The sequence below is a fragment of the Galbibacter sp. BG1 genome, assembly GCF_013391805.1.
Taxonomy (GTDB): domain Bacteria; phylum Bacteroidota; class Bacteroidia; order Flavobacteriales; family Flavobacteriaceae; genus Galbibacter.
In genome coordinates this window covers 2622427-2636441 of sequence record NZ_CP058364.1, presented here as the reverse complement: position 1 = coordinate 2636441, position 14015 = coordinate 2622427, and the positions used below count along the sequence as shown (strand labels likewise).

At 36.8% G+C, this 14015-nt stretch carries 12 protein-coding genes; 3 read left to right on the top strand and 9 right to left on the bottom strand.

Features of this window, described 5'->3' with window-relative positions; translation table 11 throughout:
- Positions 1 to 17: 17 nt before the first annotated feature.
- The 6 genes from HX109_RS11610 to HX109_RS11585 all read right to left on the bottom strand — a co-directional run bounded on the left by HX109_RS11610 (position 18) and on the right by HX109_RS11585 (position 8312).
- Entirely contained in the window at positions 18 to 2495 is a 2478-nt protein-coding gene (locus tag HX109_RS11610; protein WP_178952139.1) for a TonB-dependent receptor domain-containing protein, read from the bottom strand.
- A gap of 72 nt (positions 2496 to 2567) precedes the next feature.
- The gene (locus tag HX109_RS11605) at positions 2568 to 3383 is read right to left on the bottom strand and encodes a helix-turn-helix domain-containing protein (RefSeq protein WP_178952137.1); all 816 of its coding nucleotides are present in this window, start codon (positions 3381 to 3383) and stop codon (positions 2568 to 2570) included.
- Between the two features lie 10 nt (positions 3384 to 3393).
- Complete coding sequence (recN, locus tag HX109_RS11600; RefSeq protein WP_178952135.1) at positions 3394 to 5055, bottom strand: DNA repair protein RecN; 1662 nt, start codon at positions 5053 to 5055, stop codon at positions 3394 to 3396.
- Positions 5056 to 5196: 141 nt separating this feature from the next.
- Positions 5197 to 6651, bottom strand: coding sequence for a cardiolipin synthase (gene cls, locus HX109_RS11595; RefSeq protein ID WP_178952133.1), 1455 nt, complete (start codon positions 6649 to 6651; stop codon positions 5197 to 5199).
- Entirely contained in the window at positions 6651 to 7607 is a 957-nt protein-coding gene (locus HX109_RS11590; protein ID WP_178952131.1) for a lytic transglycosylase domain-containing protein, read from the bottom strand. The genes cls and HX109_RS11590 overlap by 1 nt, the downstream gene beginning before the upstream one ends.
- A gap of 39 nt (positions 7608 to 7646) precedes the next feature.
- Positions 7647 to 8312 carry an alpha/beta hydrolase gene (locus HX109_RS11585; RefSeq protein ID WP_178952129.1) on the bottom strand — a complete coding sequence of 222 codons (666 nt, stop codon included), beginning with the start codon at positions 8310 to 8312 and terminating at the stop codon, positions 7647 to 7649.
- A gap of 201 nt (positions 8313 to 8513) precedes the next feature.
- Here HX109_RS11585 and HX109_RS11580 point away from each other — a divergent pair, with 201 nt between their 5' ends.
- Positions 8514 to 8807: a GNAT family N-acetyltransferase gene (locus HX109_RS11580; protein ID WP_178952127.1), complete on the top strand. Its 294-nt coding sequence runs from the start codon at positions 8514 to 8516 to the stop codon at positions 8805 to 8807.
- 120 nt (positions 8808 to 8927) lie between these two features.
- Here HX109_RS11580 and mtaB read toward each other — a convergent pair whose 3' ends face one another.
- The 3 genes from mtaB to HX109_RS11565 form a co-directional block, all read right to left on the bottom strand.
- Positions 8928 to 10265, bottom strand: coding sequence for a tRNA (N(6)-L-threonylcarbamoyladenosine(37)-C(2))-methylthiotransferase MtaB (mtaB, locus tag HX109_RS11575; protein ID WP_178952125.1), 1338 nt, complete (start codon positions 10263 to 10265; stop codon positions 8928 to 8930).
- A gap of 217 nt (positions 10266 to 10482) precedes the next feature.
- Positions 10483 to 11658 carry a GlmU family protein gene (locus tag HX109_RS11570; RefSeq protein ID WP_178952123.1) on the bottom strand — a complete coding sequence of 392 codons (1176 nt, stop codon included), beginning with the start codon at positions 11656 to 11658 and terminating at the stop codon, positions 10483 to 10485.
- 327 nt (positions 11659 to 11985) lie between these two features.
- Positions 11986 to 12237, bottom strand: coding sequence for a type B 50S ribosomal protein L31 (locus tag HX109_RS11565; RefSeq protein WP_178952122.1), 252 nt, complete (start codon positions 12235 to 12237; stop codon positions 11986 to 11988).
- A 173-nt stretch (positions 12238 to 12410) separates the two neighbouring features.
- Here HX109_RS11565 and HX109_RS11560 point away from each other — a divergent pair, with 173 nt between their 5' ends.
- Positions 12411 to 12932 (top strand): DUF4199 domain-containing protein, encoded by a 522-nt coding sequence (locus tag HX109_RS11560; protein WP_178952120.1) that lies wholly within the window; start codon positions 12411 to 12413, stop codon positions 12930 to 12932.
- A 39-nt stretch (positions 12933 to 12971) separates the two neighbouring features.
- Entirely contained in the window at positions 12972 to 13952 is a 981-nt protein-coding gene (locus HX109_RS11555) for a glycosyltransferase family 2 protein (RefSeq protein ID WP_178952118.1), read from the top strand.
- The last annotated feature ends 63 nt before the right edge of the window (positions 13953 to 14015 follow it).

The window sequence follows — 14015 nt, the reverse complement described above, 5'->3', positions numbered from 1 at the left end:
AATTTTTTTGAGAAGAATTAAAACTCTCTTTTTCCAAACTCACTTTCAATAAATTTAGATTTATTTTTGTTTTTATTGAAAGTGTAGGAAAGGTTTAAAATAACCATATCTACCTCATAAACATAATTGGTAGTAGTGTAAAAACTTCCCGGTTGTTGGGTTGTGATGCGCTGTTCGTTGGTATCCAGTAGTCCCATATCCATATTCATCCATTGAAGGGATGCTGTTAATTGATTGTCAAAAAATGATTTCTGAAACGTGAGATTGGGAGAATAAAAGCGGGAATCTTCGCCTTGAGCAGTTTTCCTTTCTGACAAATAATTAAACGTAAACTGAAGCGAAGCCGTATCTGAAAAGTCGTAAGTAGAATTTAAGTTGATGGAATACTGCCAACTGCTCTCATCTATTTTATTGCCGTTATAGCTTCCATCAATTTCGTAATTATACACGTTCAACCCTATAAAATTAGACCATTTTTCAACCACTTCCACTTCAGAGCCTACTTCAAAACCAAGGGATTTTCCATTCCCTACATTGGAGTAAATTCTATTTAAAATAGTATCGTTATAAACAGTATTTACTCGATTTATAAGGTTATCTACGTTTCTATAATAAGCGGTTACGTATAAGGAATTGTTCCCTTCGAAAGATTTGGTCATCCCTAGTTCAGCCAAATCGATAAACTCTGGTTTTAAAGTAGGATCCCCCTGCTCCAATGTTTCAGAATGTTCCCGCTCGGGAAATGGGTTCATTTTAAATGAAGTGGTTCTTTCCACACGTTTGCTATAAGCTGCTTTTAGTTTTAGATCATCATTTACGGAATATTGCACCGCTGCGGAAGGGAAGAGCTTTACATAATTGTACCTATAAGTAGTGTCTACCACCCCTATTTTATCTTTCAAATCCAAATTTCTATCCATTGCTTCTAAACGAACTCCGGCACTATATTCCCACTTCTTCAACGATTTTGAAAGCTGTAGATAGCCAGAATGTATTTGGCGGGTTAAATCCACCTCACTGGAAAATTCCGGTACCAGTTCGTATTCCCCGGTTTCTTGATTTCTCCGTTCGTAAACAAAATCACCCGTATGGTCTAGGTTTCTAAATTGATATCCTGTTTCCAATTGTCCGATTGCCAAAGGCTTCCACTGATAATCTACTTGAAAACGGATTCCGTGCAGCGGATTATCATTGGTATTGTATTCATCCTGTAAAACCACACTGGTATCGGGATATCCCAAATTCAAATTCGTTGTTGGACCACCCAGTAAAGTATATTCATATAAAAAGGAAGTTGAGATGTTTGAGTTATTTTGAAACGTATGGGCATAATCGAAACTCCCCAGTACAAAATCCCCTTTTCGAATTCTTAAGTTCTCATTAAAGTATTGGAATGTATAAATACGATCTTGACTTTCCGGAGGCGAAAACGCGTGATTATCGTAATAAAGGATATCCGCCGTACGGTCTTTAGAACGCTTTCCGGCATAGAGACCTAGGGAATAGGTATTTAAAGTATCCAGAGTAAAATCTATCGTGAACCTCCCGGAATAGTTGACCTCATCAAAACTTCGCTCCCCATCTGAAGGGAAGCGTGTTAAGGTGTCGTTTACAATCGTAAAGACATCCCCTTCCCTTCTTCCTGCAATATCATTGCGTTGGTAACTGGCGCCCATCGAAATATTCCAATTCCCCGTTCTTATGTTATGAGTAATATCGGCCCCATAACGTTGTACAGGCTCGCTGTTGTTATAATCTTCAATACTGGGGAAACCAGCCCGTACATTAATCTGTGTAAACGTACCATCTGCAGCATCTTTTTTGGTGATAATGTTTAAAATTCCTGCTTTTCCTTCTGGGTCGTATTTAGCGGAAGGTGCTGTAATTAATTCTACTCGCTCGATGGCATTAGCGGGTAACTGCCCTAAAATTAAGGTGGCATTGGACTGAATTGGTTTTCCATTTAACAAAACCACAAAGCCATCGCTTCCACGTACAGAAATCTCCCCTAAGGCATTTACGGAGACCGACGGAAGGTTTTTTATCACATCGGTTCCACTGCCACCCTGACTGTTTTTAAAAGCGTCAGCCTCATAAACCTGTCGATCTACTTTATTGATTACCGTGGACTTTTTACCGGATAACACCACTTCATCCAGAAAAAGCTGACTCGGATTAATCGATAAATTTCCTACTTCTTTTTTTTGGTTATTATTAGTAAGTTGAAATGGTTTTCCTTTCTTGGTTTCATACCCAATAAAAGAAGTCTCCAAAAAATAAGTCCCTTTCTTAATGTTCTCAATAGAGAATTCTCCACTCACACCCGTTACCACTCCAGTAATCAAGGTATTATTCCCCGCATCGTAGATAGCAACCGTGGCATACTCCAAAGGCTCTCCATTGGTAGCGTCGATTACTTTTCCTTTAATTTGAGCCGCTAAATTTTGGGTTAGGAAAACAGTGCAAAAAAGAACAAACAAAAAAACATTTCGCATGGGTTGGTTTACTTTATAAATGAAATATCAAAAATAAAAGTAAAATTCACCTTAAAATGGTCTATTTGATTTTTATAATGGCTTATTTGGTGTATTTCTGAATTTTAACGGGGTAGTTTCGTTGTGCTTTTTAAAATATCTAACAAAATGTGAAGTGTCTTTAAAATGAAGGGTAAACGCTATCTCTGAAACAGATTTTGAGGAAAAACGCAAAAGTCGTTTTGCTTCTTTATTAATTTGATAAGCAATCATTTCAGTAGTGGTTTTTGAGAAATGCTCTTTACACAACTGATTGAGTTTTTGGTTAGTCACTCCTAGTTTATCCGCGTAAAACCCTACATTGTTTACTGGACTATCTGTTAGTAATTTCAAAAACTCATCTGGTTTGGACAAATTTTTAAAATCCAAATTTTTATTAATCTGAGACAACAAAGCTTTTAACAAGCCTTCAAAGTAATGTTTATTGGGACGGAGGCTTTTGTTGGATTCTGCAACCAACAAACTAAATAAATTCTCCACCAAAAAAGGATCTTCACAGCGTTCCTCATAATAGTTTATCAACTGAAATAACAAACTGTTAAGTGTTTTATCTGTGGTATTTTCTAAAAATGCTTCCTTAAAAATTATTACATATCCTTCTGGTTCGTTGGTAATATCCCAATGGTGCACGGCATCTTTTTTTACAAAGAAAAACGTAGGCGCTTCAATTTTGTAAGCTTCATCATCTATGTAGTGAAATCCTTCTGCTTTACTTAAATAAACAATTTCGAAATATTTATTATGGCGATGTGGTTTAGTCTTCTTTTTGGCTGGATCAAAAGGAGCTATTTTTAGATCAGAGTAATTGCTAATTTTATTTTTTACCGGAATATCATTCGTCAACGCCATCAATACACAACTATTTTTTTTGAACCAAAAGTTCTTTAGCATGCATTTTGGCAGCATTGGATACGTCTTTACCGCCCAACATTTCTGCAATTTCCTGCACACGTTCCTCAGTGGATAATTCTTTCATTTGAGAAGACGTTACGCCCTTCTTGTCTTCCTTAAAGACCTTGAACTGCACATCGCCTTTAGCCGCCACCTGAGGTAAATGGGTTATGGTAAAAACCTGCATGCTGCTACTCATTTGTTGCATGATCTCTCCCATTTTATTGGATATCTCCCCAGAAACACCAGTATCAATTTCATCGAACATTATGGTTGGCAAGTGCATGTATTGTGCCAACAAAGATTTTATGGCAAGCATAATTCTGGAAAGTTCACCCCCCGAGGCCACTTTTCGCAATTCGTTAAAACTCCCTCCTTTATTTGCTGAAAATAAAAAGTGAAGCTCGTCTTTTCCGTTTGAAAAATACTTGCTCGTGGGGTTCAATTCAATTTTAAATTGCGCATTTGGCATCCCTAAAAAAGAAAGTACATTTTCCAAGTGTTTTTTCAGTGCTGGAACGGCCTTTTCCCTATTTTTATGAAGCTTGGTGGCAAGCGTATCCAATTGCTTCTCCTGCTCCAGTAATTTGAGCTGAAATTGCTTAATATTGCTCTCTAAGCTTTCCGTTTTAGACACTTTTTCTGCCAACTCTTCTTGAACGGCCAATAATTCTGAAATTTCCAGAACATGATGTTTCTTTTGAAGACTATAAATTATTTGAAGCTTGTTGTTGGTTTCTTCCAACTGCTGTGGGTCGGCCTCTAGACCTTCTTCCATGCGCTGAATTTCCACATGGATGTCGTCCATCTCGATTAAAGCAGATTGTACTCTACTATAAAGTTCCTTATACGCATTCCCGAAATGGGAAAGTTTATTGAAAATAGTTTTTAGTTCGTTGAGTCCGCTTAAAATGCCTATTTGTTCTTCCCCTAAAATTTGTTGCGAATGAGAAATGTTTTCTGCAATTTCCTCAACATTATTAAGTTTTTCATAGGTTGCTTCCAGCTCTTCCAGCATACCCTCTTTTAGGTTCGCAGCCTGCAATTCCTGCAATAAAAAAGAATTATAATCGTATTCCTTATCGGCCTCTTGCTGAAAGTCGATTAACTTCTTGAGTTCCCTTTTTATGTTGTGGTAAACTGCAAGTTCACTTTCATACGTTTCCAACACTTTCTGGTTGGAGGCAACCGCATCAATCACTTTAAACTGAAAAGCATTATCGGTTAATTGCAACGTTTGGTGTTGGGAGTGAATATCAATTAGTTGTACGCCCAATTCGGTTAATACATCCAGGGTTACTGGGGTATCATTAATAAAAGCACGGGATTTTCCACTTGGTAAAATTTCCCTCCTTATAATGGTCTGTTTTTCAAAATCGAGATCCGACGCTTTAAAAAATGATTCAAGATTGTAGTTTTCTATTTTAAAACTGGCTTCAATAACACATTTTTCATCGCTATTTTTAATACTGCTTAAATCTGCCCTCTTCCCTAGCACCAAAGAAAGTCCACCCAACAATATGGATTTTCCCGCTCCAGTTTCTCCGGTTATAGTGGTAAACCCTTCAGAAAAAACAACTTGAAGGTGATCTATTAATGCATAATTTTTAATAGTAAGTGTTGCTAACAATGCGTTTCGATTTTATAACTCAAAGATAATTGTTATTTCAACGGAAAAAAATATTGTTGATTTTTTATGAGTGTGGACATACTTAATTTAATAAACTAATTCAACTTGCCCCTAAATTCTAATTTACAGTAAAACAAGGCATTACAACAAAGGTGCCCATAGCCTGCAAAAGGACTCTTTTAATTTTTGAAAAATACCACGATCCATCCATCTTTCTGGATCCACTTGATCGCAATGCTGAAGATCGTCTGTAAAAATCTCCAACATCCGTTTGGCTACCCCTTCATCGTAAATAAGGGCGTTTATTTCAAAATTGATATGAAAACTACGGTAATCCATATTGGAAGTTCCAATGGTAGTAAACACATCGTCTACGATCATGGTTTTTGCATGAATGTTGCCTTTTTCGTACAAATAGATTTTAACCCCTGCACGTAATAACTTTTCCAAATAAGAATAGGTGGCATATTTTGCGGCCCAAGAATCGCAACTTTTAGGTATTATCAAACGCACATCCACTCCACTTTTGGAAGCTGTGGCCATGGCTAGGGAAATTTCGTCGTTGGGTATAAAGTAAGGTGTTGTAATGTAAACATACCTATCGGCCTCATTAATGGCCGTAAACATGGCTTCCATAATATTTGCCCATTCGGTATCTGGTCCACTAGCTGCAATTTGGATGGGCGTTTTATCTTCGATAGTTATTTCTGGGAACCAACTCTCCTCTACTTTTATATCGTTATCGCATACAAAATCCCAATCCAAAGAAAAGTGAAACTGCAACAAACCAACAGCTTGACCTTCTATCCTTAAGTGCGTATCCCTCCAGTATCGCCGCCCTTCTTTGTTAACGTATTCGTCGGCTATATTGATTCCTCCCACATATCCCACCTTACCATCAATAACAGCGATTTTTCTATGATTTCTATAGTTTGCTTTACTTGCAAATTTTGGAAAATAGACAGGCATAAATGGATAAATTTCAATCCCGTGATCTTTTAGACCAGATATCGTATTATTGGATAATTCACTGGCTACCGAATCGTAATTTACCCGAACTTCAATACCTTCATCTGCCTTTTGTTTTAAAATATCCATCAACTCATCTCCCAATTCACCATCTTCGATGATATAATATTCCAAATGGATGGACGATTGAGCATTTCTAAGGTCTTCGAACAGATATTTAAACTTTTCCTCCCCATTAATAAGTATTTTAACTTTGTTATTAATGGTTATCGGGGCACGGTTTTCACTATCTATCAGCTTAATTATCTTGGTATTGCCATTTAAAACTTCCTTACCAATGTCGTATGCCTCTTTTTTATTCAATACCAATTCTTGTGCCCATTCTTTTATGTTTTTTTGGTTGAGCACATTTTTTTTCTTGAAAATTTTAAATTTCCGGTAGTCTTGACCAAAGAAAAAATAAACCACCAACCCTATAAAAGGAAATACCAGCAAAGCCATAAGGTAGGAGAGCGTTTTTGTAGGATTTATATTTTTTAACAAAATAGTTACTGCCGCAATGAGCGCCAGTAGGTAGTTTAATCCTAATAAAAACTCCCAAAGGTGATCTTTAATATAGCTCCACATTATTTAATAGGCGGGTAATACCCTTTCTTGGGAATTTCTATAAAATATTGCTTTCTGGAGGCATTGTTTAAATTGGTCTCACGCAACCAAGGATTGTGTATTTTAAGGGTTTTATAGGTAATGCCGTAGTCTTTTGCAAACTTCGGAAAATCGGAAATTGCCGTATCTACGCTTACCTCATTAACCGGTATATTTGTATATAAATCGTCTTCTTCAAAATTAAAACCATATTCCGTAGGATGCGATAAAATCTCTTTTATGGCCAGAATTCGGAAAACATACCTCCCTGTTTCTTCCCCCAAAAGCACATTGTAATATCCATCAATCTCCTGTCTTTCCAATTGCTTGGCCATTCCAAATTGTCCGGCATTATAGGCGGCGGCGGCCATCGTCCATGTCCCAAAACGCTCCTTGGCCTTTTTTAGATACTCGCAAGCTACTTCCGTAGATTTTTTGATATGGTAACGCTCATCGACATTATCGTTTACCTCAAGACCATATTCCCTTGCCGTGCCTTTCATTAATTGCCAAAAACCGGTTGCTCCTGCCGGGGAAACCGCTTGTGTTAAACCACTTTCTATAACTGCCAAATATTTTAAATCGTCTGGAACACCATTCTTTTTTAAAATAGGCTCGATAATAGGAAAGTATTTATTGGCTCTCTTTATCAATAGAAGTCCGTTCGACTGCCAATAGGTATTTACCAAAAGCTCCCGGTCAAGGCGTTCTTTCACGTCGGGATCTTCCACAGGAACTCTTTCCCCTGCAAAATTGATCCCATCGGGAATTTTTAATGCATACACGTTGTAGTCATGCAATAGACTTAAACTATCTTTATCCGTTGTTTTTTTAACTGGTTTGTAAGCATCTGTATTGGTAGACTGCACTGCGTTGATAAACACAGCGGACACAATTACAACTCCTGCTAAAATAAATATGGTTTTAATACGCTTCATCTTGCCCCAATTTTTTTATAAATATACAAATTTGATTCTTCAATTTTCTAAGATTAATCTAGGTAAATGCTCATTGAACCACTTAAACCTATTAATAATCATGATGTGCGTCCCTCCCTTAATTTTAATACAATCTTTTATGTAAACCGAAGGAAAAACGGCGTCTTTATCTCCATGAATATGGATTACATCCTTTGTTGGCTCTACTTGTTTCCAATTAACAATATTGTCGATGGACCAATCTATGTAATATTTGTTTCGAACCGATAGATATTTCTCGTACAAATGTAATCGTTTAGAAATATTTTCGCCAAAAGCGTACTTTGCCAAAAGCTCGATGTTGTGAACAATTCCCGTAGGCAACAATTTATGCGCCTTGGTATATCTGGCAAAAATCATTCGTCTTGGCAATTCCTTATTACATTTAACGCTGGAAATAATAATTATTTTTTTTACTGAAATAAATTTTGCCATTTCCTGAACTAAAATACCCCCGAAAGAAACCCCAATTAAAACCGGATTCTCATGTTCAATATCCACGACCATTCTTTTTGCATAGGCTTCTATGCGTTCATTCTTACATGGTATTTTCCATTCCAGGTAATGAAGTTTAAATGTATCTTCGGGTAATTTTATCTGGTCGAATATTAAGGAATTTGCCGCCATTCCCGGCATGAGATAAACATGTATTACTTCGGAAGCCATAGATATTAACGATTGAAAAATAGATGATTAGCTATTTTTTTGTACCTTTGCAATGCTAAAGGTATATAATTCTTCATCAATATTAATAGCGACCAAAACTAATTTATACCAAAATAACTAAGTACAACGGTTTAATTATTGTTGTGCTGAACAGAATTGGCTTTTTGGCAGTTAAAAAATGATTTTTTAAACCTCGTAATAATGAATGAAGTAGTAATTAATGACAATGAGTTTTTACGTCAATTCGAAACAAAAATTGATGGTAAGCTAGCAAAAATTGAGTATGCCTCTCAAGAGCGAAAAGTTTTTTTAACAAAACTCGTTATTCCAGAGGAGGTTACAGATCCTGACTTCAAAGATGAATTCATCACAACTGTTTTGAAACATATTGAAGGTAAAAATTTAAGTGTAGTTCCTACCAGCCCCCAAATTGCCGGTTTTCTTAGAAAACACAAAGAATTTAAAGATTTATTACCTGTAGGAATTAGAATCTAAAAAATTTTCAAAAACAAAATGTCTGCTTGAGCCTGCCCGCTTGCCGGGCAGGTCGAACGGATTTGTTTCGACAAGCTCATGACGACAGCTAATTTACTAGGCCTTCAACAAAGCACTGAATTATACAGCAACAGTGTGCTCTTCTTCCACAAATTCCAATCGTACCAAGCCATCCTCGTCAATTTTAGTGAGCTTTACCTTGTGAAGTGTATTTACCAATGCAGGGTCCCATGGAGCTTTAACTTTCACGTAATTCTCTGTAAATCCATGGATATACCCTTCTTTATTCTCCCCTTCAAAAAGAACAGTTCTATTGGTATTAAGCTGACTCTCGTAAAAAGCTCTTCGCTTTTTAGCCGATAGACCTCTAAGCATCTTACTGCGTTTCGCCCTTACTTTATTTGGTACAACTCCCTCCATTTCTGCGGCTACCGTGTTATCCCTTTCAGAATAAGTAAATACATGTAGATAAGAAATATCAAGTTCGTTTAAGAAGTTATAAGTTTCCAAGAAATGTTCGTCCGTTTCCCCAGGGAAGCCAACTATTACATCTACACCAATGCACGCATGGGGCATCACTTCTTTTATTCGGGTTACACGATCTACGTACAACTCTCTTTTGTACCTCCTGCGCATTTGCCCTAAAATATAATTACTGCCACTTTGCAAGGGTACATGAAAATGAGGCACAAAAGTTCTACTTTTTGCTACATAATCGATGGTCTCGTTTTTTAGCAAATTAGGTTCAATGGAAGAAATCCGAAGTCTTTCGATTCCCTCTACGTCATCTAAAGCTGTTACCAACTCGTTAAAAGTATGCTCGTGTTTTTTATTCCCGAACTCCCCTTTTCCATAATCGCCAATATTAACACCTGTAAGAACAATTTCTTTAATTCCCTGTTCTGATATTTCCTTGGCATTCTGGAGCACATTCCCTAGAGTATCGCTTCGCGAAATCCCTCTCGCCAAGGGAATAGTGCAGTAAGTACATTTATAATCGCAACCGTCTTGCACTTTTAAAAACGCACGGGTACGATCTCCAATGGAGTAACTTCCCACGTAAAAATCGGCTTCCTCGATTTCGCAACTATGAACTTCCCCAAAATCGTTTTTGGAAAGATCGTTTAAATAATCGGTAATCTTAAATTTTTCAGTAGCCCCTAAAACCAAATCCACCCCATGAACATCTGCCAACTCCTCCGGTTTCAATTGCGCATAACAACCGATGGCTGCCACAAAAGCATCTGGATTAACTTTTTGCGCTTGTTTTACAATAGATTTAAACCGCTTATCCGCATTTTCTGTAACCGAACATGTATTGATTACATAAATATCTGCTTTTTCTGAAAATTCAACACGATCGAATCCTTCCTCGGTAAAATTACGAGCAATCGTGGAGGTTTCAGAAAAATTAAGCTTACAACCTAAAGTATAAAATGCTACTTTCTTTTTTTCCATTTTTGGATACGTTTTTGGCTTTTAAAAAAGCGTACAAATATACCAACTTCTTTGGAGGTATTAAAACATTCTATTGATTTGATAATCAAAAGTTTTGAAGTATTGAAAAGGGAATAACTAACACCAACAGGCAATGTATGACTTACTTTTTAAATAATTTGATATCTATCACCCGAATGGAATTTGAAGATAATTCACTTTACACTGTATAAAACCATCAATCCTTACGCCATTTTTTGGTATTTTCAAAGATATGATCGAGAATTCCTTCTTCTTCAGCAGTGAATTCGCAATTTCTACGCTCCATCATCGCTTTTGCCGTTTGGTATGCCTTTTTTGGTTGATAGGTAGTAAAACCAGCAGTTCCACCCCAGCTAAAACTCGGTATAAAATTCTTTTGATATCCACTACCATAAATATTGGCGCTCACCCCTACTACAGTTCCCGTATTAAACATAGTGTTGATACCGCACTTGCTATGGTCGCCCATCATAAGTCCGCAAAACTGCAAACCGGTTTTTGCGAAGTTTTCGGTTTCATAGTTCCATAAGCGCACTGGGGAATAATCGTTCTTTAAGTTGGAAGTATTGGTATCTGCGCCAATATTACACCACTCTCCCAGCACAGAATTGCCCAAAAACCCCTCGTGACCTTTATTTGAATTTTGAAACAATACCGAATTATTAATTTCCCCACCAACTTTACAGGCAGGCCCCACGGTAGTTGCCCCATAAATTTTTGCACCCATTTTTACAATGGCATTTTCGCACAAGGCAAAGCCTCCACGAATAACCGTACCTTCCATTACCAAGGAATCTTTCCCCAAATATATCGGTCCCATTGAAGCATTTAAAGTACAGAACTCTATAGTTACCCCTTCCTCTAAAAATATGTTTTCTGGAGCTATAACGTTATTACTGGAAGGAATCGGTTTGCTGGTTCTTCCCGACGTCAGCAATTCGAAATCGGCTTCCATAGCTTCTCCATTTTTAGAAAAAATATCCCATGTATTCTGAATTTGAAGACAATCGCCATTGTATTCAATAGCTTCATAACTATTTAAATCTACTTCTTCCTGTGCTTCCGTAGTGTAAAAAGCAATTACTTCTTCGCCATGAAACACAGCCTGCTCCTTATCCAATCCTTTAATCAACTCCACCAATTCTTCATTTGGAAGAAAAGCGGCATTGATAAGGACGTTTGCCTCCATTTCCACCATTGGATGTTTATCAGCCAGATAATCCTCGGTGATTGTAGTTGTGGTATATCCCAAAAACTTTTCCCATTTCTCCCGAATGGTAAGAATTCCAATACGAATATCTGCAACGGGACGGGTATACGTAAAAGGCAATAATGCGTTACGAACGGGGCCGTCGAAAAGGATATAGTTCATGATGCTTAAATTTTAAATAAAGATAATGTAATGCTACAGAATTGTAAAAAAATCTAGATGAATTCAACATAAACCTGTATAGTTTTTAAACAAAACAGATTATATAGGCTCCTTCAATCGACCCTAGATGGGTTCACTAACTCTTTTTTTGAAAAATTCAATGGGACACCCACATTAAAGGTCGGGGTTAGTCTTCCTATCTGTGATACGTAGACAGGTTCAACTTACAATTTTGATCTTATTGTATTTGCAACTTCTCAAAATTGAGTTTCACTAACAAAAAAACCCCTGATAGCATCAGAGGTTTCAATAGAATATATAAGTTTCTTATTTTTTGAACTTTGCGTATTTGTTCTTGAACTTATCGATACGACCAGCAGTATCTACAAGTTTAGACTTACCTGTATAGTAAGGGTGCGATGATCTAGAAATCTCCAGTTTAATTACAGGATATTCAACACCGTCAACCTCTAATGTCTCTTTAGTTTCTGCTGTAGATTTAGTGATAAAAACATCATCATTAGACATGTCTTTAAACGCTACTAATCTATAATTTTCTGGATGTATACCTTTTTTCATCGCTCTATATTTTAAACTTCAGAATTTTTTCGAGGTGCAAATTTATAAATTTATTTTAGATAACCAATGCTTTACACCAAAAATTTGCAAGTATTTTTTTATTATTCCTTAACTGTAACAAATATACGAGAAAAGCTACTTATTTTAGTATAAAACTAATTCAACTTATAAAAATGGAAAACACACAACCAACAACAGGAAAATATGCTTTGCAATATGGGCTCTTATTGGGAGGAATAAGCGTAGTATTTGGACTCATGCTTTATTTTGCAGATATGCATTACCAACAGGGCATCCCTACATTAGTAATAAGCCTAGTTATTATGCTAGCAGTAATTTTAATTGCTTTAAAACAATTTAAAAAGGCCAATGGAGGTTATATGACTTTTGGTGAGGCCTTGAAAATCGGAATCGGGTTATGCCTTATTGGAGGTATTATAGGTATGCTATTTAATTTATTGCTCTCCAATGTTATCGATCCAGATATGGTTGAAAAACAACTGGAAATAGCGAGGGCCAAAATGGTAGACTACGGCATGACACCAGAACAAATTGAAAGTCAATTGGAAATGTCCAGAAAATTTTCTGGTCCGCTTATCCAGGCTGCTTTTGGATTGCTGGGAAGTATCTTTTTTGGTTTTATCTTGACGCTAGTTCCTGCTTTGATCATGAAAAAATCTAAAAGTGAATACTAATTTATATCTTTGAATTTATTTTAGATTATAAATTCACCCATGGATATATCAGTAGTAATACCACTACTCAACGAACAAGAGTCTTTAAAAGAATTACACGATTGGATTGTAGCAGTGATGCAATCCAATCGTTTTTCTTATGAAATTATTTTTATAGACGATGGGAGCACCGACAATTCCTGGGCGACTATTCAAAATCTTTCTGCAAAAAACACAAATGTAAAGGCCATTCGCTTTCTTAGAAATTTTGGAAAATCGCAAGCCTTGCATGCCGGCTTCGAAATGGCTCAAGGTGAGGTGGTAATTACCATGGACGCCGATCTCCAGGATAATCCGGAGGAAATTCCAGCTATTTACCATCAACTTAACGAAAACAAGCTAGATCTGGTTTCAGGGTGGAAAAAAGTGCGGTACGATTCGGTGATTTCCAAAAATATGCCCTCCAAATTATTTAACTGGGCGGCACGAAAAACTTCAGGGGTTCAATTAAACGACTTCAATTGTGGACTCAAGGCTTACCGAAAGCAGGTTATAAAAACCATCGATGTACATGGCGAAATGCATCGCTACATTCCAGTTTTGGCAAAAAATGCGGGATTTAGCCGTATTGAAGAAAAAGTGGTAAAGCATCAGGCCCGAAAATATGGCACCACTAAATTCGGCATGGAGCGTTTTATAAACGGTTTTCTAGACCTAATTACCATTTGGTTTATATCCAAATTTGGCAAACAGCCCATGCATTTGTTTGGTGCTCTTGGGGTGCTTATGTTTATTATTGGCTTTTGCTTTGCCATTTACCTCGGCATAGACAAATTATTTTTCACCCCTTATGGTCGCCTTATAACACAACGGCCCCAATTTTATATCTCTTTAACCGCTATGATTATCGGTACGCAACTATTTATCGCGGGATTTATTGGAGAGCTGGTTTTACGGTCTAAAAAACAAGAAAAGCGTTATAAAGTTCTGGAAACCATCACGCCTAAAGTTTCAGCTAAAACTTTAGAGTCCACCAAATAAAGAACAATAATGGAATTAAACTCAATTTTCAGCTAAAATTAAGCACATAATTACCTTATCTTA

Excerpts from the sequence above, each read along its gene's own strand:
- HX109_RS11570 (WP_178952123.1), bottom strand. The coding sequence starts at position 11,658 with ATGAACTATATCCTTTTCGACGGCCCCGTTCGTAACGCATTATTGCCT.
- HX109_RS11590 (WP_178952131.1), bottom strand. The coding sequence starts at position 7,607 with ATGAAGCGTATTAAAACCATATTTATTTTAGCAGGAGTTGTAATTGTG.
- mtaB (WP_178952125.1), bottom strand. The coding sequence starts at position 10,265 with ATGGAAAAAAAGAAAGTAGCATTTTATACTTTAGGTTGTAAGCTTAAT.
- cls (WP_178952133.1), bottom strand. The coding sequence starts at position 6,651 with ATGTGGAGCTATATTAAAGATCACCTTTGGGAGTTTTTATTAGGATTA.
- HX109_RS11560 (WP_178952120.1), top strand. The coding sequence starts at position 12,411 with ATGGAAAACACACAACCAACAACAGGAAAATATGCTTTGCAATATGGG.
- HX109_RS11580 (WP_178952127.1), top strand. The coding sequence starts at position 8,514 with ATGAATGAAGTAGTAATTAATGACAATGAGTTTTTACGTCAATTCGAA.
- HX109_RS11610 (WP_178952139.1), bottom strand. The coding sequence starts at position 2,495 with ATGCGAAATGTTTTTTTGTTTGTTCTTTTTTGCACTGTTTTCCTAACC.
- HX109_RS11585 (WP_178952129.1), bottom strand. The coding sequence starts at position 8,312 with ATGGCTTCCGAAGTAATACATGTTTATCTCATGCCGGGAATGGCGGCA.
- HX109_RS11555 (WP_178952118.1), top strand. The coding sequence starts at position 12,972 with ATGGATATATCAGTAGTAATACCACTACTCAACGAACAAGAGTCTTTA.
- HX109_RS11565 (WP_178952122.1), bottom strand. The coding sequence starts at position 12,237 with ATGAAAAAAGGTATACATCCAGAAAATTATAGATTAGTAGCGTTTAAA.
- HX109_RS11605 (WP_178952137.1), bottom strand. The coding sequence starts at position 3,383 with ATGGCGTTGACGAATGATATTCCGGTAAAAAATAAAATTAGCAATTAC.